Here is a 19,006-nt window from a genome sequence, read left to right as displayed (position 1 = left end):
CCAATTAATGGTATAGGATCAATGACCGACTATAAATCTACGTTGAATTTGCCGGAAACAGATTTTCCGATGCGCGGTAACTTGGCTAATCGTGAGCCAGAAATGTTAAACCGTTGGACTCAAAACGAACTTTATCAAAAAATTCGTGACAGTCGAATTGGACGCAAACCATTTATTTTGCATGATGGCCCTCCATATGCGAATGGCAATATTCATATCGGTCACTCAGTCAATAAAATTTTAAAAGACATCATTATCAAGTCAAAAACAATGGCTGGTTTTGATGCGCCATACGTTCCTGGTTGGGATTGTCATGGTCTACCTATCGAACTTATGGTAGAGAAAAAGGTTGGTAAGCCTGGCCAAAAGATTTCTGCTGCTGAGTTTCGTGCAGAATGTCGTAAATATGCAGCGAAACAAGTAGATGGTCAGCGTGATGACTTTATTCGTTTAGGTGTTTTAGGTGATTGGCATAACCCATATCTAACAATGGATTACAGCACCGAGGCTAACATTGTACGCTCTTTGTCAAAAGTGATTGAAAGTGGCCATTTACATAAAGGTGTTAAACCTGTTCACTGGTGTACAGATTGTGGTTCTGCGTTAGCCGAAGCTGAAGTTGAATATGAAGACAAAACTTCACCAGCAATTGATGTTGCTTTCAATGCTGTTGATACAGCTGCAGTAGCCGCTAAATTTGGCGTTGAAGGCTATAAGAATCCAGTTGCCGCAGTTATCTGGACAACAACACCTTGGACGCTACCTGCAAACCGTGCATTATCATTAAGCCCTGATCTTGATTACAGCTTGGTTGAGTTTACTAAAAATGGCGCAACTAAAACTCTAATCTTGGCTGAAGTACTTGTTGAGTCTTGCTTAACGCGTTTCGAAGCTGAAAGCCATAAGGTTATTGGTACTGCAAAAGGTGCTGATCTTGAGTTGATGCGTTTTCAGCATCCTTTTTCGTCTTTCGATGTGCCTGCTATTTTGGGCGATCATGTTACGACTGATGCTGGTACGGGTATTGTTCATACTGCACCTGGTCATGGTCAAGACGATTTCGTGGTTGGACAAAAATACGGTTTAGAAGTTGCAAATCCAGTTGGTGATAACGGGGTTTATAAAGCGGATACTGAGTTCTTTGCTGGCCAGCACGTGTTTAAAGCAAACAAAGGTGTGGTTGAATTACTGGAAGAGAAAGGCCAGTTATTATGCCATGTTGCTTACCGTCATAGTTACCCACATTGCTGGCGTCATAAAACACCTATTATTTTCCGCGCTACGCCACAGTGGTTTATTTCGATGGATAACCATGGCTTGCGTCCTCAGGCGTTAGCTGAAATTGAGAAAACACAATGGATCCCTGATTGGGGCCAAAGTCGTATCGAAAAAATGGTTGAAAACCGCCCTGACTGGTGTATTTCACGTCAACGTACTTGGGGTGTGCCAATCACTTTACTGGTTAACCGTGAAACTGAAGAGTTACACCCAGATAGTGTTTCTATCATGGAGCGCGTTGCTCATCGTATCGAGCAAGAAGGTATTCAAGCATGGTGGGATCTTGAGCTAAGTGAATTAATCGGTGATGAGGCTGATCAATACCGTAAAGTGACTGATACTCTAGATGTTTGGTACGACTCTGGCTCAACATTCTCGTCAGTGGTTGCATCTCGTCCAGAATTTAATGGTCACGACATTGATTTATATCTAGAAGGCAGTGATCAACACCGTGGTTGGTTTATGTCATCATTGATGATTTCAACTGCAATGAATGGCAAAGCGCCATATAAGCAAGTATTAACCCATGGCTTTACCGTTGATGGTAAAGGTCGCAAGATGTCAAAATCAGTGGGTAATGTGATTGCTCCTTTACAAGTTATCAATAAACTGGGTGCCGACATCCTTCGTTTATGGGTTGCTGCAACCGATTATAGTGGTGAAATGACGGTTTCTGATGAAATCTTAAATCGCAGTGCCGATTCATACCGTCGTATTCGTAATACTGCTCGCTTCTTGTTGGCTAACTTGAATGGTTTTAACCCTGAAACAGACATGATTGCTACAGAAGATATGGTGTCACTAGATCGTTGGGTTGTACGCCGCGCAGCTGCACTTCAAAATGAAATTATTGAAGCTTACGATCAATATAATTTCCACTCTGTTACACAAAAGCTAATGCAGTTCTGTTCTGTAGAGCTAGGTAGTTTCTATTTAGACATTATTAAAGATCGTCAATACACAGCTAAGCAAGATGGCCATGCTCGTCGTAGTTGTCAATCTGCGCTATACCATATTGCCGAAGCGATGGTACGCTGGATTGCGCCTGTACTAAGTTTCACTGCTGATGAAATTTGGAAATTATTACCAGGTGAGCGCACAGAATTTGTCTTTACTGAAGAATGGTACCAAGGGCTTGAGTCAGTGACTTTAGCTGATGACTTGAGTGATGAATACTGGCAGCAGTTACTAACTGTGCGTAATGAAGTCAATAAAGTATTAGAACAAGCTCGTCGTGATAAACGAATTGGTGGCTCTTTAGAAGCTGAAGTGACTCTGTTTGCTGATGCTGATTTAGCTGCTCAACTTGGTAAGTTATCAGACGAACTTCGCTTTGTTTTACTCACTTCAAAAGCGAAAGTTGAGTTATTAGACAATGCTTCTGCTGATGCAATTGAAACTGAGCTTAGCTCGCTTAAATTAATGGTTTCAAAAAGTGAAGCTGAAAAGTGTGCACGTTGCTGGCACTACAGTGACGATGTTGGTTCTAACGAGTCACATTCAACACTATGTGGTCGTTGTGTTACTAACATCGAAGGCGATGGCGAACATCGTGATTTTGCTTAAGGGTTTATAATGCCATCGACTTGGAAAGAAAGTGGCATTCGTTGGTATTGGGTAGCTGTATTGGTTTTTTTTGCCGATCAGCTATCTAAGCAATGGGTGTTAGCGAATTTTGAGCTGTATGATTCAATACAGCTTTTACCTTTTTTTAATTTTACTTATGTGCGTAACTACGGAGCAGCATTTAGCTTTTTAAGTGAAGCAGGTGGTTGGCAACGTTGGTTATTTACCATTATTGCCGTTGGCTTTAGTTTGCTGCTAACTGTTTGGTTAAGAAGACAGTCTTCATCACTTTGGCGTTCAAATTTAGCTTATACGCTGATTATTGGTGGGGCGATAGGCAATTTAGTTGATCGTTTAATGCATGGCTATGTAGTAGATTTTATCGATTTCTACTGGAATACAAGTCATTACCCTGCATTTAACATCGCTGACGCTGGTATATTTATCGGTGCGGTATTGATCATTTGGGAATCATTTAAGCCTGAAGTACCACCGACAGGAAGTTAGGGAGAGCTACATTGTCTGAGCAACACACTTTAACCCGTTCTATTTTATGTCATATGAATATCCTTCTAGAGGATGGTTCTACAGCAGATAGTACAAAAGCGTCTGGTAAGCCTGCTCGTTTTAATACTGGTGATGGCAGTTTAAGCCCTGCATTTGAGGCGCAAATTAGCCAATTGCAGCAAGGTGATAATCACACTTTTACTTTAGAACCAGTTGATGCGTTTGGTGAAGCAAACCCTGATGCTATCCATCATATGGATAGAAGCCGCTTTCCAGCTGATATGGAATTAGAAGTGGGCGTGATAGTCAGTTTTGGTGGTCCTGGTGGTAGCGAAATACCAGGTATGGTGCGTGAAATCGCTGGTGACTCCATCACTGTTGATCTAAACCATCCTTTAGCGGGCCAAAAAGTCACTTTTGAACTTGAAGTTGTAGAGGTACTTTAACATGCTAAAAGTTGACCCAACTTCTCCTGAATTGAATATATTGTTAGCTAACCCACGTGGTTTTTGTGCTGGTGTAGATAGAGCGATTAGTATCGTTGAAAGAGCACTAGAGTTGTTTGAACCACCGATTTATGTCCGTCATGAAGTCGTACATAATCGATATGTGGTTCAAAACTTAAAAGACCGTGGTGCAATCTTTGTTGATGAATTAGATGAAGTACCTGACAATTGCATCGTGATCTTTAGTGCTCATGGCGTATCCCAAGCGGTAAGAAAAGAAGCTAAGCATAGAGGACTGAAAGTCTTCGATGCAACATGCCCACTTGTGACTAAAGTGCATCTTCAAGTAACCCGTGCCAGCCGTAAAGCAATAGAGTGTATTTTAATCGGCCATGAAGGACATCCTGAAGTTGAAGGTACTATGGGTCAATATGATAATCCGCAAGGTGGCGTTTATCTTGTTGAGTCACCGGAAAGCGTAGCGGCATTAGAGGTTAAAGATCCTGACAACCTGTGCTTTGTCACTCAAACAACCTTATCAGTGGACGATACATTAGACATTATTGAAGCGTTAAAACAGAAGTTTCCTTCTATTGAAGGGCCGAGAAAAGACGACATTTGTTATGCGACTCAAAATCGTCAAGATGCCGTTCGAAACATGTCTTCTGATGCTGACTTGATGATTGTCGTCGGGTCTAAAAACAGCTCTAATTCCAATAGACTGCGTGAGCTTGCAGAGAAAACAGGCACTCAAGCCTATTTAGTTGATACCGCAGCCGATGTTGATCAAGCTTGGTTTGATGGTGTATCTAAAGTTGCAGTTACAGCTGGGGCTTCTGCGCCAGAAGTACTTGTTCAACAAGTGGTTGATGCTATCGCTAAATTTGAGCCTTCGGTCATCACCGAAGTGGAAGGGCGAAAAGAAGATACTGTTTTTGCCGTACCCGCCGAGCTTAGATAATAATGACAGCTTAAAGGCCTGATACGAAAACAAAATAGGCTATTTATAAAACCGTGAGCTATTCTGGCTTGCGGTTTTTTTGTGCCTGTAACTAAAGCATGAGTAATTAGTCTATACTCTATAGATCGTTAAATTTAATCTTTAACTAATATTTGGTATACAATACTTGTTAGTTTTGATTACATCTTGCTCGACTCTTATTTTACATTGTAGTATTTTGTATCTAAGTTTTAGATTTTAAACAAATAATTATAATCATTTTGTCAATATACTGGCAGAAAATGGAGGTTTGACACTCATGTCAGCGAAAAGGAATGGATTTTCCTTAATTGAAGTTTTAGTTTCCTTGGTTATTTTGACCGTAGGCTTAATTGGAATTTTTAATCTGCATATCGTCTCAAAACGCGGTAGCTTCGAATCATTTCAGCAAACTCAAGCTTCTTACTATGCCAACGACATTATCAATCGAATGCGAATGAATCGTTCTGAATTACTAAATTATGCTGGAACATATTCCGGCACCGCCTCTGCACCTGCAAAACAATGTGATGTCAGTGTGGGAGCAAATAGCATTTGCACGAGTATTGAAACTAGAGTGTGGGATTTATATCAATGGGAAAGAATGCTGCAAGGAGATACTGAAAAGTCATCAGGCTCTAACGTGGGGGGACTTGATACTTCAGTTGCTTGTATAGCTGTTAGTGGACGCGATGTCACTGTTGTTGTTACTTGGAGAGGAATTAGAGCATCTTCTGATGGGTTATCTGAAGGTAGCTCATTTGCTCAAAGTTGTGGTAGTTCAAGTGATAGGCGTCGTGCATTAGTGATTGAAACAGCGATTATATAAGGCTCTAATAATGTTCAAGAAATATACATATCAAGCAGGGCTATCGCTTGTTGAGTTAATGGTAACAATGGTGATCAGTTTATTTTTAACGATTGGTATTTTTACAATGTTTAGTATGTCTTCTAGCAATGTTTCTACAACCAGTCAGTTTAATCAACTGCAAGAGAATGGACGCATCGCGCTTACAATTATTGAAAGAGACTTAAGTCAACTCGGTTTCTTTGGAGATATCACAGGGACTGATTTAAACCTTGGGATGAATACAAGGGTTACAGCTACTGCAGTTGCAAATGATTGTGTTGGTGCTGGAGCTAACAATTCAAGCTTCCCGAATATTCAACCTTCTCATTTTAGACGATTATGGGGCTATGAAGCTGGTGTGAGTTCAGAAAGCCTAGCGTGTATAACACCTAAGTCTAATACTGATGTTATTCAACTAAAGCGTTTAGTCGGACCATCTGTAGCTGCAGCGGCTATGAATACATCACGTTATTATGCTGCTTCAACTTCCAATGAGATAGAGTTTTTCAATGGTAATGTTGCGCCTCCTACGTTACTCAATAGTCGTATTTGGGAGTTTCAACATCATGTTTATTACATCGAAGAAGACGGTGATATTCCAATTTTAAAAAGACGAACTTTGTCTATTGGTAATGGCATGAATAACGAAGAACAGTTAGTTGAAGGAATTGAAAACATGCGAATTTTGTATGGTTTTGATAGTAATGGTGATGATACTGCCGATAGTTATATGCCAGCCCAAAATGTAACAACATTGATGTGGGATAATGCTTTTTTCCAACGCTTAGTATCACTAAGGGTCTTTCTACTCGTCAGAACGTCAAGTAATGATAAAGACTATACCAACGACGTGACCTATAAATTGGGTGATAAATCTATTGGTCCATTGAATGACAATTATAGAAGAAAAGTGGTTTCAACGACTGTAGTACTTGAAAACCCTGTATTAATAAGAAATTAAGTTTTATGAACATTTAATTTAGGTGAAAACATGCAGATTTCATTAAAAAAACAACAAGGAATAGTGCTATTTTTTTCCTTAATCGTGCTTGTTATTATGACCGTGATAGGTGTGGCTTTAGCTGTTAATTCGACCCAGTCACTTAGAATGGCGGGAGCAGGTTCTGAAAGAATTGAAGCTATGATATCAGTGCAAGGTGGTCAAGAAAAAATGCTTGCCGATAATAGCGGAGCAACAATGGCTAATATGGTTGCCGAAACTGTCATGAATGATGCAGCTTTAGGTGTCCAGAACACCATTACACCGATGACAATGGGCGTCGGAGATGATGTTTGCCAGCGTTCAGCTAAAGCTAATTCAGTTGAAATATTTTGTAAACGCCTTGAAGTTTCCAGTTCTGCAAACTTTGGACGAAGCAATTTAGGACAAGTAACTATAGTCTTGGGCTTTGAACAAGAAGTTTTGTCAGGGAGTTAATGATGAAAAATTTACTAATAAGTACACTTACTTTCGCGGTTATTGGTACTTGTGCTGATAGCTTTGCTGATGACACCGAATTATATGTTTTTGAGTCAACAGCCCGTTCAGGCTCTCGACCTCAGGTATTAATTATATTTGATACTTCAGGAAGTATGGGGACAAATTTCACCACAGATGTCCCATATGTTCGTGGTGACGAAAATGTAAATAGTGATGGTTCGCTGTTACAAAATACCAAACTGTTTTTTACTCGTAGTAGTAGTGATATTCCTCTTGCATCTAGTAATCAATACTTTTTACATGGAGTAAATGGCTGTGACGTCGGAGAGCAATATCTTGAAGACTACGGTATGTTTACTGGCTATATTCGTGAACATAAATACATCGGCGAAAATGGTACATGGTCTGAATTGCCTTTAACAGATGGTTCTGGAATTCAGCAGGTCGATTGTTATGAAGATATCGCTGAAGAAGTGTATTACAACAATAATACTAACTTTTGGGGTTTTCCTGTAGACGGTCTAGGTACGAGTGCAGATCCTATTAGATATACTGCAGCAGATAATACTTCAACTGCTGATGAACTAGCTGCCGCAATAGAAAAAGCGAAGTTAACAAATTTCGGTACTGGTCAGCCAATAACGTTATATACAGAGAAGTATGTTAACTGGTACCACAGTACAAAATCTCAAAAGAGCTATTCTCGGATGGATGTTGCTCAACGTGTAATTGAGGATACAATCGTTACGACTCCTGGTGTGGATTTTGGTTTGTCAGTATTTAACCGAAATGATAAAGATGGCTCGAGAAGTGGTGGTCGTATTGTCTATGGTATATCACCAACAACTGAAGCAACAAAGGGTAAACTTCTTACGACTATTGGTGACTTGAACGCTGATGGATATACTCCTCTTTGTGAAAACTTATATGAAGCATACCGCTATTTTGCGGGCAAAAGTGTTTGGTTTGGTAATGATGACCCATATAGAACGCCTTTACGTGATACGAGTATTGAAACTGGGGGCAGTTATGACTCGCCTTTTGTTGGAAAACAATGCCAAGACAAAGCCTATGTCATTTACGTAACTGATGGTGAACCAACAAGAGATAATAATGCAGATAGTCAAGTTCTTGCTTTAGATGGGGTAACAACTGCAGATAAATACGATGGGAACTACCTACCAGCTCTTGCAGGATGGATAAGTAATAACGATGTTAATACCAGTCTAGACGGCACGCAAACAGTTAATACTTATACTATTGGTTTTAGTTCTGGCGCAGCTAGCGCAGCACCCATACTTAAAGAAACTGCGTTACGTGGTAATGGTGCATATTATTCAGCTGCGGATGCTCAAAAACTACAAGAAGCATTACAAGCAATTTTTTCAAATATATTGGAAACGAATTCTAGTTTCACATCACCTTCTATTTCGAGTAATAACTTCGATAGAACACAAACCCTTGATTCTGTTTATTACGCAATGTTCTTACCTAATAAAGGACCTCGATGGTTTGGCAATCTTAAGAAGTTTAAAGTAACTGGATCTGGTGATGTAGTAGATCAAGATGGTAATAATGCAATCGGTGATGATGGAAATCTTAAATCATCAGCTTGTTCTTTTTGGACTGCAAAATCAGTTTGTCAAGCTACAAGTGGGGGAGGAGATGGTAATGATGTCGCTATTGGTGGTGCAGCATTAATATTACAAGGGACCTCTAACAGAACCTTATATGGTAATTTTGGTTCAGGAGGAGAACTACAAGCATTTACTAAAACAAATGCAAGCAATAGCACTGGAATTTCTGGTGATGATGAGTTGGCATTATTTATGGGAGTTGATAAGTCTGAATTGGACAAACTGTTTGATTGGGCGACTGGTGTCGATGTAGATGATGATAATGGCAATAATTCAACAACTGAAAACCGTCAAGACATTATGGGTGACCCACTACATTCGAAACCCCTAGCAATTAACTACGGTACTGAAGGTTCACCGGATGTGAGAGTAATACTTGGCACTAACCATGGCTTTCTTCATATGTTCAAAGACAAAGGTGATGAAGTTGAAGAGAGTTGGGCGTTTATGCCTCAAGAGTTATTACCAAACCTTAGAGAGTTAAGGGCAAATGTCCCTACTGGCGTTCATTCTGTTTATGGTATTGATAGCTCTCCTGTTGCACATGTAGAAAGAACTGCTAGTGGTGTAATCGAAAAAGCTTGGTTGTATGTTGGGATGCGCCGTGGTGGTAAGTCTTATTATGCTCTAGATATTACTAACCCTGATGCTCCTAAATATTTGTGGAAAGTGGATCCTGACTCCCAAGGAATGTCAGAAATGGGTCAATCTTGGTCAGAGCCTGTAATTACTTATGTTCCTGGTTTCCCATCAGGAAGCACGTCAGTCGATACTGCTTTACCGGTTGTTGTTATAGGTGGAGGTTATAACCCTTCGACTAAGGATGGTGATGGTGTTGGCTCTGATGATACAAATGGTCGTAGTGTATACATTTTAAATGCTGAAACTGGGGCTCTCGTTCATCATTTTGGAACTGAATCAGGAACGAATAAAACTAAACTAGATGGAATTGCTGATAGCATTCCAAATAGAGTGGCTATTCTTGATAGTAATAACGATCGTTTAACAGATCGTATATATGCAACAGATACAGGTGCAAACGTGTGGCGAATGGATTTGCCAGGTGGTTCACCTGATGATTCAACTTCCCCTTGGACTGCACATAAATTTGCTAGTTTAGGTGGAGCATCACAGACTAACGATAGGCGATTTTTTGCTGAACCAGCCGTAGCTCAGACTATTTTCACAAATATATCTGATGTGACAGTAACGACTCCGGATGGCACTAGTACTATTCGATCGTATCAAAATGTCCCTTATGATGCTGTAACTGTTGGTACAGGGCACAGGCCACATCCTCTCGACACTTCGCGTGCTGATAAGTTCTTTGTTTTACAAGATAGGAATGTTGTTACTAAATCCTTCACTGGAGTTACGGGTAGTGAGATTCCTGAAGCATTAGATTTGTCGAACTTATATGATGTTTCTAGTGCTGCTCCATCAACTGAAGATGAAAATATCGAGTTTGGTAAAAAACGTGGATGGTATTATAGCTTTGGAGGAGTAGGCGAGAAAAGCTTATCAGCATCTACTATTGTACAAGGTCGAGTTTTCTTTACTTCATATGTACCAGGGGTCGCTGAATCAGCAAATCAATGTTTAGTATCAGGTAAAGGACGTTTATATGGCTTTGATCTTCATAAAGGCACTCGCTCTTATACTCAAGAATATCTAGAAATGGGTGACCGAGTTCCTGATACTCCGCAGCTAGTGGTACCTCCAAACGGCGAAGATGAAAGCTACATGTATTTGATAGGAATTGGTGCTGCAGGAGAAGATATGAAGAAAGCTGATGAGCCCAATGATGATGGTTGTCCACCGGGTGATGATAAATGTATTGGTGGTGGTTTAGGCGTTAATAAAATTTATTATCATATAGAAGAGTAAGTTAGATGAAAATTAGAAATGGTTTTACATTAATCGAGGTAATGATTGCTGTTGTGATAATTGGTATTTTATCCTCAATTGCTTACCCTTCTTATATTCAGTTTGTTGCTAAAGGAGCCAGAGCAGATGGCCTAGCTGGCTTGATGGATGTTGCAAATAGGCAAGAACAGTTTTATTTAGATAATCGTAAGTATACCGCTGATATGACTAAATTGGGTTTAAATGCCGACCCTTGGGTAGTTGATAATAATTATTATCAAATAGACTCGGTAGTTGTTAATAATACAAGCTTTACTTTGACTGCATCTGCTAAAGGAAGTCAAATTACACGAGACCCAAATTGTGTTTCTATTACGTTGACAGATACAGGAATTCGGTTGCCAAAGGAGTGTTGGAAATGATTAAAGCAATGGCTTTATTTTTAATGATCACTAGTTTTTCGACTTTCGCTGAAGAAGACGAAAAAAATAATACATATAAATGTTTTATTGAGACAAATTATGGCAACGATATTGCGACTTTCTTCTGGTTACCGAGTCAAGCAGTGCAAGAACAGGCTGCTATTTTGGCTCAAGAAGTGAGTACAATTTCAGGTAAGAGAGCTGTCGTTAGAGGGATAGAGCAATGTGTTCTAACTGAGGAGCCATTTAAATCAAAAAATGCACAAAAAATGGATGAGGAAATAAGTACATATTAATTAAGCTGTGGTTTGATTGTTTTATGAACTTGTTTGACAAGTTCATTTTAGGTTTGGACATTAAAAGAGTCTGTCTGCAGCTTAATTGAACTTTTAAAAGTCACATTTAATATTGATTGTGAGAAAAATTAATAGTTTTGGTGATTGCCAATGTACTTTATTGGCAATCAACAGATGATTCTATATCAGATATTCGTCCAGATATACCAATGGATATGCCTTTAGAGTCTGGATTTGTGGTAGAACCAGGACAATAAACAATACTACCAGATAGTCCTAAATTCATTAGTCCATCGGTATTAAATGTATATCGAGAGGCAGAGGATTTAATAAAGTCGTCACTGTTAAAACTATCAACGGTTCTTAAAATTGTATCTTGAATACCGTTCGTACTATCTAAAGAACCTAAAGTTCCATTATCAATAAAAATGCTAAACCCTTGAGTCCAATCTGAGCCACAACTTGTGCCATTAAAAGGGCATATCGATACTCTGCTCCCGTAGCTTACCGCTTGACTCCTAGCAAACTGCAGGCTTGATTTAATCGTGCTCATATTACTACTTGCCCGCTGACCTTCGTATAACGAAGAAAAAGATGGAATCGCAATAGTGATTAAAATAGCGGAAACTACGACAGTAACCATAAGCTCAACTAACGTAAATCCTTTCGTTTTAAGTATCATTTGTTAATATCCTTTGTTATATAATTGTAAGTATAACCAACAGGATAAATAAATTCATTGATTTGTTTAGGTTAAAATTACAAGACCATTAATTCTTACAAATGATTGTTTTCTTTGTTGAGAACCGGACTTTACCCGCTTGGTTTATAACGAGAGCTTTGGAGTTAGGGCTATTATGAGACTCTGGACAATAAGTGAGAGTCCCATTGGTACCTGATGCAAGGCCGTCAGGCTGATAGCGAACTGCTAGTCTATTATATTGGACGATATCTTCCTGATTGAACTGATTTACCTCTAATAGGATGACATCACTACTATTAAATTCATTAGTTTTTCCTGAATCAGTAAAAATAACATAACCATTTTGCCAATCTCTGGAGCACTTACCTTCAGATAAAGGGCATACAGTGACTCTTGTCCCGTAGTTAATGGCCATGTTGCGCGCAAATTGCATAGACTGTTGTATGGTTCTTAAGTTACTGTCAACTCTGAGTTGTTGCTGTAAATTTTTGAATGAAGGAAGAGCAATAATAGATAGTAAACTAAAGATACTCATGGTTGTTATTAATTCGATTAGATTAAAGCCATTACTATAGCGAGAGAATTTCATTGATTTCCGTCCTTGGTTGTCAATTATAATTACTGAGTCCTTTCAATAATTGTTTTAACTATAGTGTGATTTTTGAAGTTTGCCGCTTCAAAGTAAAAAATAAATATGTAATTCAGATGAATCTCCAAATTGTTTCAAGTAACATAAACAACGAAAAATCATTATTAAGTTCAAATGCATAATTACCTAAAGAGTTCGCATCTCTTATAAACAGGAGTGATTGATGAAAAAAGTAGAAGCCATTATTAAACCGTTTAAACTTGATGATGTGCGAGAGTCACTTGCGGAAATAGGTATTACTGGGATGACAGTTCTAGAGGTTAAGGGCTTTGGTCGTCAAAAAGGCCACACAGAGCTTTATCGTGGTGCTGAATACATGGTGGATTTTTTACCTAAAGTTAAAATCGAATTGGTCATCCAAGATGAACAGTTAGATCAAGCAATTGAAGTGATTGTTGATACGGCAAGAACTGGTAAAATTGGTGACGGTAAGATTTTTGTTACTGATATTGAACGTGTTATTCGTATAAGAACGGGCGAAGAAAACGAAGAAGCTGTTTAATCTTTGACATTTTGAACAACAAAAAAGCCTCTAAATTTTAGAGGCTTTTTAGTCACTAACAACTATGATTAGCGAGTCGATGAAGAGTCTCTAATGACGGGCTCTGGAGTAAATACCATTGAGCGTTTTTCTACGGTCTCTTTACTGTTAGCAATTAGTAATTCAGTTGCGACTTTTGCAATTTTGACGTTAGGTTGATGCACCGTTGTCAGTTTAGGCCAAGTTTGGCGTGAGAATGGACTATCCTCAAAGCCTACGATGGAAAGATCTTTTGGGATATCTAATCCAGCTAATCTTGCGGCAAATAAAGCACCTGCGGCTATTTCATCGTTACATGCGACAATTGCAGTAGGACGCTGAGATAAATTTATTAACTTATTGGCATTTTCAACACCAGATTCAAAAGAGTACTGACCATCTAGTACCCAGTCAGTGTTTACGCTCAGTTGGTTTTGTTTTAATGCGCTTTTAAAGCCACTTAATCGTTCTTTGGTTGATTCATGGTGCTGATCACCACTTAAAAATCCAATCTCTGTATGACCGATATCAATAAGGTGCTGTGTTATTTCTAAAGCGCCGTGCTTATCGTTTACTAGAACAGCTAATCCATTGTCTGCACAGGCTTTTTCTCCTGCAATAATGCGGACGTAGTTGGCATCTATTTCATCAAGTGCAGCTAAAATAGTAGGGTCCTCAGACATGGGAGGCGTTAATACTAGACCAGATAAACGTGAATGCTTAACCATCTTAGTTAGTTCATCACAAATATCCGCTGATTTTGCATCACACGGGTGAATAAGTAATTCGTAACCTTTGTCTTGGCAAGCAGACAAAATACCATTTTGCATATCAATAATGTAATAAGCGTTGGGATTATCGTAGATAAAGCCGATGACGTAAGATTTAGTACTGGCAAGATTACGGGCAGCTAAATTGGGTTGGTAATTTAACTCATTGATTGCGGCATTGACTTTATCAATGGTGGCTTGTCTTACAGAGCTTTCTTTATTGGTGACTCTTGACACTGTTTTGATTGATACGCCAGCATGTTTGGCAACATCATTGATGGTTACTTTCATTTGTTTATAGCTCTTTTATTCAGGCGAGTAGCTTAACAGTTATTTATCTCAATTTGATGACATTTATCCCCTAATAACGTGTCTTCAAACCGTGTACTTGACGAAATAACGGTAGCTCATATAACTCTAATAGTGCTTATTTTTACTTAATTAGGCAATCTCCAATTATCTATCTGGTTTGAACAGTGGCTTTTATAAAGAGCTTGTATCAAAAATGCTACAAATTATTATTTTTCTCAAGACTTTGTTTTTTAATGGTTTAAGTGGGTATTTCTATCTTTCTTTGATTGTTTTTATAACAAAAAATGCTCAGTAAAGTTATTTTGTTGTGGCAAGACTGTTAATAATTGTGTAATGTTTGCTCTAGACATGACAGCGTTGTCATTCCGGTTGGAATGGTTATGTATCCAAAAACGATAATAAAGTTATGGAAGGGAAATGAAGATGCGACCTATTAATTTTAAGAAAAATGTTTTAGCAACTAACATTGCTATTTTGCTTGGCAGTATGGTTTCAGTTGGAGCAGTGGCTGCTGATGCTGAGACTGCTGAAGAAAACATTGAAAAAATCGAAGTAAAAGGCATGCGTGCCTCGATGAAGGCTTCGGTTAATGAAAAACGTTTTTCAAACTCAGTTGTTGATGCGGTAACCGCAGAAGATATTGGTAAATTTCCTGATGGTGACGTGGGTGAGTCATTAGGCCGTATACCAGGTGTTGCTGTAAACCGTCAGTTTGGTCAAGGCCAGCAAGTGTCAATTCGTGGTGCTTCAAGCAGCTTAACACGTACACTACTTAACGGACATTCAGTAGCTTCTACTGGTTGGTATGATCAACAGTCTATTGACCGTAGCTTTAACTACAGCTTACTACCGCCTGAAATGGTCGGTGGGATTGAAGTATATAAGTCATCTCAGGCTGATTTACCTGAAGGTGGCGTGGGCGGTACGGTAATTGTTAAAACACGTAAACCATTAGATTTAGATGCCAACACTGTATTCCTTAGCGCTAAAGGTGATTACGGCACAATCTCTGAAGAAACTGATCCTGAATTATCTGGCTTATACAGCTGGAAAAATGAAAACGAAAACTTTGGTTTCTTAATTTCTGCAGCGGGTTCTGAAACAACTTACCAACGTAATGGTATTGAATCATTGCTAGGTTGGGGTGATATCGTCCCTACGACATTCCAACAAGATCGTGAACGTACAGCGATTAATGGTGTATTCCAATATAACCCAACTGATAATTTAGAGTTTGGTTTGAACTTAATGAGCTTAGACATGAAAGCAAACAATGCTAACACGTCTTTATTCGTAATGTTCCCAGATGATAAAGATGCTGCTTGTGAGCAAAAAAATAGCAATGGTACTTGTACCTTCTATCGCCGTGGTGCAGATGATGCAAACCCAGGTTGGGCACAAACTTGGGCTCGCCAAGCAAGCATGGATTCAAATACCGTAGATTTCGATTTCAAATATGAAGCCGATAGTTTCACTATGGAAGGCCGTGTTGGTAATACTAAATCTGAAGGTGGTACCGATTTAACTGCTAACTATGGTTTTTGGTTAGGTACACCAGCTGATTACGCTGGTACTTATGATGCGACTGGTGAAGTCATTAAAATTGATGTAGCAAATAAATCATTTGGTGCAGAAGATTTTGGTGGTCAGTTAGCGCCAGCAGGTTGGTCTTTAAAGAAACAACCTAACTCAGATGAAGAAACTTATGCACAATTTGATTTCACGATTCCTGTTGATTTAGGTGCAATTACCTCATTTAAAACTGGTGTGCGCTGGGCTGATCATGATGTTAAGCAAGAGACTTATCCTGCAATAGTCAATGCTGATGTCACTTCAAAAGATGCAACAGCTTACTATGGCGGCTCAATGTCTTCTGGTGCAGGTTACACGTTACCTGAGCCGAACCTTGATGCAATGCTAAAAGATGCAAAAGCAGCAATCAGTGGTTTCAGTAAAGACGGAACCGTTTATAAGTCAGGTTACGGTACAATTAACGAAGAAAACTTAGCATTATACTTAATGGCTGATTTTGAAGCCGACGGTATCCGCGGTAACTTTGGCCTACGTTATATTTCTACCGATGCGTCATCAGATTATTATGCACTCCAAGCTGACGGTTCTTATGCAGATAACTTAAGCACACTTGATGCAAGTTACAGTGATGTTTTACCTAGCATGAACATTGCTTTTGATGTTGCTAGTGATGTGATAATTCGTGCCTCTGCAGGACAAGTTATCTCACGTCCGAATTACGGTGACATGTTTGCATCTTCTGCGTTAGCGGGTTATGCAGACGGAACAGCGGGTAACGAAGTCGTCAACACAGGTAATATTGCCCTTGAGCCATTTAAAGCGACTCAAGCTGACTTAGGCGTTGAATGGTACTTCAGCCCTGATGGATTAATGAGTGCGGCATACTTTATTAAGGATATCAGTTCGTTTGTTACTTCTGATCAAATTCTTGACCAAAGTATCGGTATTATTGACCCTGATTCAGGTGAAGATAACTGGACTAAGTCAACTAAGAAAAACGGTACAGGCGGTCAAATTCAAGGTGTCGAACTACAAATCCAAGATGGTTTCGATAACGGATTTGGTTACTCTGCAAACTATACTTTTGCTGATTCAGACGCATCACCTGAAAATTACCCAGACGAAGTTAGCGTGTTCTCTGATTCTTCTAAACACACAGTTAACTTAGTGGGTTATTACGAGATGGAAGACTTCTCGGCTCGTGTTGCTTATAACTGGCGTAGTGAATACATGATCCGCGAATTACCAGGTTTCTATGGTAACCGTGAGCACCAAGACTATGGCACATTGGATTTAAGTGCTAACTACAACATTACTGAATATTTAGGTGTTTCATTTGAAGTAGTTAACTTACTTGAAGAGGACAGTGTTCAGTTAGGTGTTGCACCAGATGGTGCGGATGTGAAACCAGAGCTAAAAGGTGGTTACCCAGCTTGGAGCTTTGAAGGTGAAGCTCGTTATAAGGTGGGCTTAAACCTACGCTTCTAATCGGTTAATTAATTCATAGCCGAGTCAAAAAAGCCTAGCAAATTGCTAGGCTTTTTTATTAAATTAAGTCATTAACTGCAAAGCTGGTGGTTTGAATGAAAGTACAAAGAATAGTGATTGTAGGTGGTGGTACTGCAGGATGGTTAGCAGCAAACCATATTGGAAAAGCTGCGCAGCATTTAGCTGATGTTTCTGTCACGCTGATTGAATCACCAGATATCCCGACAATTGGTGTTGGTGAAGGTACGGTACCAGCGATTAAACAATCGTTACAAAGCTTCGGTATAAGTGAAACCGAGTTTATTCGTGAATGTGATGTAAGCTTTAAGCAATCAATTAAGTTTTGCAATTGGCTTGATAAAGATATTCATGGTGCCAAAAACAGTTACCATCACTTGTTTGACGTACCAAGCCCGCTAGGGGAGAACCTTACCGATTATTGGTTACAGCAAGCCAAGCAACAGGCAACTAATCAGCAGAGTTTCTCTGCTACCGTTTCTCCTCAGCATTTTATTTGTGATGCCTTCAAAGCTCCCAAACTGATTACAACACCAGAATATGGCGGCAAGGTTAGTTATGCTTACCACTTAAATGCAGCAAAATTTGCACAATTGTTAGCTAAAAATGCGACAACAAAATTTAATGTCACTCACCTAAAAGCCAATGTGCTTGATGCCAATATCGATGAGCAGGGCAATTTAACTTGTTTGAAAACGGATTCATTAGGCGAGTTAGCTTTTGATTTTTATGTTGATGCAAGTGGCTTTGAGTCGATATTGCTTTCTAAAAAGCTAAAGGTTGGCTTTATTGATAAATCTAAGCAATTGTTTGTGAATAAAGCAATCGTTGCGCAAGTCCCTACCACTGAAGAACAAGTTATCCCGCCCTATACGATTGCTACTGCTCACCAAGCTGGTTGGGTTTGGGATATCGCCCTGCCGCAAAGGCGAGGCACAGGTTTTGTTTACTCAGATAATCATATGACATCTGCACAAGCTGAAGAAACGTTTGATCGATATTTAGGGGGGAAGCTAGCTTCACTTTCTTCAAGAGAAATTCCGATGAAAGTTGGCTATAGAGAAAAGTTCTGGGCTAAAAACTGCGTGTCATTGGGGCTTGCACAAGGTTTTTTAGAGCCTATTGAGGCTACCTCTATATTGTTAACCGACTTTGCCGCTGCCTATCTATCAAAACGATTACCACAAGCATTATCGCAAATGCCTGCACTTGCCAAGCGATTTAACCACACAATGGGCTACGCTTGGGAGCGAGTGGTTGAGTTTGCTAAATTGCATTACTGTATTTCAGACAGACAAGACAGTGACTTCTGGCGAGATAACCGTTGTCCTGATTCAATCCCTAATCCTTTAAAGCAAAAGATGGCGTTATGGCAAAACTTTAGCCCGCTGACTGACGACTTGTTTTCTCGTTATGAAGTGTTCAACGTGGATAACTATTTATATGTGTTATACGGAATGAAATACGCAACACAAGTAAATCAATGTGATAAACAGTATTTGTTAGCAGCGCAGCAGCAAACAGAACAGATCCGACGGATTGGTCATGGGTTAGCCGCAGAATTACCTGAGCATCGTGTTTTATTAAATAAAATAAAGCAATATGGCTTGAAAACCATCTAATAGCCCCCAAATAAATAACATAGCCAGTGGTACTTTATTTCTTGATACGGTAACGTTAGCTGCAGATTAAATGATAATGGGCTTTTTGAGTCACTCTAAGTTG

16 protein-coding genes are annotated in these 19,006 nt (G+C 39.3%); 13 read left to right on the top strand and 3 right to left on the bottom strand.

What is annotated here, in order from left to right; translation table 11 throughout:
- Nucleotides 1-21: 21 nt before the first annotated feature.
- From ileS to AB4128_RS07495, 10 genes are all read left to right on the top strand, one after another.
- Entirely contained in the window at nt 22-2,844 is a 2,823-nt protein-coding gene (ileS, locus tag AB4128_RS07540) for an isoleucine--tRNA ligase (protein ID WP_372037375.1), read from the top strand.
- A gap of 9 nt (nt 2,845-2,853) precedes the next feature.
- Nucleotides 2,854-3,351, top strand: coding sequence for a signal peptidase II (gene lspA, locus AB4128_RS07535; RefSeq protein ID WP_372037374.1), 498 nt, complete (start codon nt 2,854-2,856; stop codon nt 3,349-3,351).
- Nucleotides 3,352-3,362: 11 nt separating this feature from the next.
- Nucleotides 3,363-3,797, top strand: a complete 435-nt coding sequence (gene fkpB, locus AB4128_RS07530; RefSeq protein ID WP_082972330.1) for an FKBP-type peptidyl-prolyl cis-trans isomerase — start codon at nt 3,363-3,365, stop codon at nt 3,795-3,797.
- A 31-nt stretch (nt 3,798-3,828) separates the two neighbouring features.
- Nucleotides 3,829-4,758 carry a 4-hydroxy-3-methylbut-2-enyl diphosphate reductase gene (gene ispH, locus AB4128_RS07525; protein ID WP_197495528.1) on the top strand — a complete coding sequence of 310 codons (930 nt, stop codon included), beginning with the start codon at nt 3,829-3,831 and terminating at the stop codon, nt 4,756-4,758.
- Between the two features lie 298 nt (nt 4,759-5,056).
- Nucleotides 5,057-5,605 (top strand): type IV pilus modification protein PilV, encoded by a 549-nt coding sequence (pilV, locus tag AB4128_RS07520; RefSeq protein ID WP_119968914.1) that lies wholly within the window; start codon nt 5,057-5,059, stop codon nt 5,603-5,605.
- 10 nt (nt 5,606-5,615) lie between these two features.
- Nucleotides 5,616-6,587: a PilW family protein gene (locus AB4128_RS07515; protein ID WP_119968915.1), complete on the top strand. Its 972-nt coding sequence runs from the start codon at nt 5,616-5,618 to the stop codon at nt 6,585-6,587.
- A gap of 30 nt (nt 6,588-6,617) precedes the next feature.
- On the top strand, nt 6,618-7,064 hold the full coding sequence (locus tag AB4128_RS07510; RefSeq protein ID WP_119968916.1) for a PilX N-terminal domain-containing pilus assembly protein: 447 nt from the start codon (nt 6,618-6,620) through the stop codon (nt 7,062-7,064).
- Entirely contained in the window at nt 7,064-10,591 is a 3,528-nt protein-coding gene (locus tag AB4128_RS07505; protein ID WP_372037373.1) for a pilus assembly protein, read from the top strand. Before AB4128_RS07510 ends, AB4128_RS07505 begins: the two co-directional genes overlap by 1 nt.
- Before the next feature lie 5 nt (nt 10,592-10,596).
- On the top strand, nt 10,597-10,992 hold the full coding sequence (locus tag AB4128_RS07500) for a type IV pilin protein (RefSeq protein ID WP_372037372.1): 396 nt from the start codon (nt 10,597-10,599) through the stop codon (nt 10,990-10,992).
- Entirely contained in the window at nt 10,989-11,288 is a 300-nt protein-coding gene (locus tag AB4128_RS07495; protein WP_372037371.1) for a TapY2 family type IVa secretion system protein, read from the top strand. Before AB4128_RS07500 ends, AB4128_RS07495 begins: the two co-directional genes overlap by 4 nt.
- Nucleotides 11,289-11,445: 157 nt before the next feature.
- Here AB4128_RS07495 and AB4128_RS07490 read toward each other — a convergent pair whose 3' ends face one another.
- The gene (locus AB4128_RS07490; protein WP_372037370.1) at nt 11,446-11,970 is read right to left on the bottom strand and encodes a GspH/FimT family pseudopilin; all 525 of its coding nucleotides are present in this window, start codon (nt 11,968-11,970) and stop codon (nt 11,446-11,448) included.
- An 88-nt stretch (nt 11,971-12,058) separates the two neighbouring features.
- Complete coding sequence (locus AB4128_RS07485) at nt 12,059-12,580, bottom strand: GspH/FimT family pseudopilin (RefSeq protein ID WP_119968921.1); 522 nt, start codon at nt 12,578-12,580, stop codon at nt 12,059-12,061.
- A gap of 223 nt (nt 12,581-12,803) precedes the next feature.
- On the opposite strand from AB4128_RS07485, the gene AB4128_RS07480 reads away from it, so the two are divergent.
- Entirely contained in the window at nt 12,804-13,142 is a 339-nt protein-coding gene (locus AB4128_RS07480) for a P-II family nitrogen regulator (protein ID WP_055025643.1), read from the top strand.
- 68 nt (nt 13,143-13,210) lie between these two features.
- Here the strand turns inward: AB4128_RS07480 and AB4128_RS07475 are convergent, their stop codons facing one another.
- Nucleotides 13,211-14,221: a LacI family DNA-binding transcriptional regulator gene (locus AB4128_RS07475; RefSeq protein WP_119968922.1), complete on the bottom strand. Its 1,011-nt coding sequence runs from the start codon at nt 14,219-14,221 to the stop codon at nt 13,211-13,213.
- A gap of 444 nt (nt 14,222-14,665) precedes the next feature.
- Here AB4128_RS07475 and AB4128_RS07470 point away from each other — a divergent pair, with 444 nt between their 5' ends.
- Both AB4128_RS07470 and AB4128_RS07465 read left to right on the top strand, forming a co-directional pair.
- Nucleotides 14,666-17,263: a TonB-dependent receptor gene (locus tag AB4128_RS07470; protein WP_055025645.1), complete on the top strand. Its 2,598-nt coding sequence runs from the start codon at nt 14,666-14,668 to the stop codon at nt 17,261-17,263.
- A 95-nt stretch (nt 17,264-17,358) separates the two neighbouring features.
- Complete coding sequence (locus AB4128_RS07465; protein WP_372037369.1) at nt 17,359-18,903, top strand: tryptophan halogenase family protein; 1,545 nt, start codon at nt 17,359-17,361, stop codon at nt 18,901-18,903.
- The last annotated feature ends 103 nt before the right edge of the window (nt 18,904-19,006 follow it).

This window comes from Shewanella sp. 10N.286.52.A9 (assembly GCF_041468985.1).
In the GTDB taxonomy this organism is placed as follows: Bacteria; Pseudomonadota; Gammaproteobacteria; order Enterobacterales; family Shewanellaceae; genus Shewanella; species Shewanella japonica.
The sequence above is the reverse complement of the archived record's forward strand: the minus strand, read 5'-3'. Positions and strand labels throughout refer to the sequence as shown.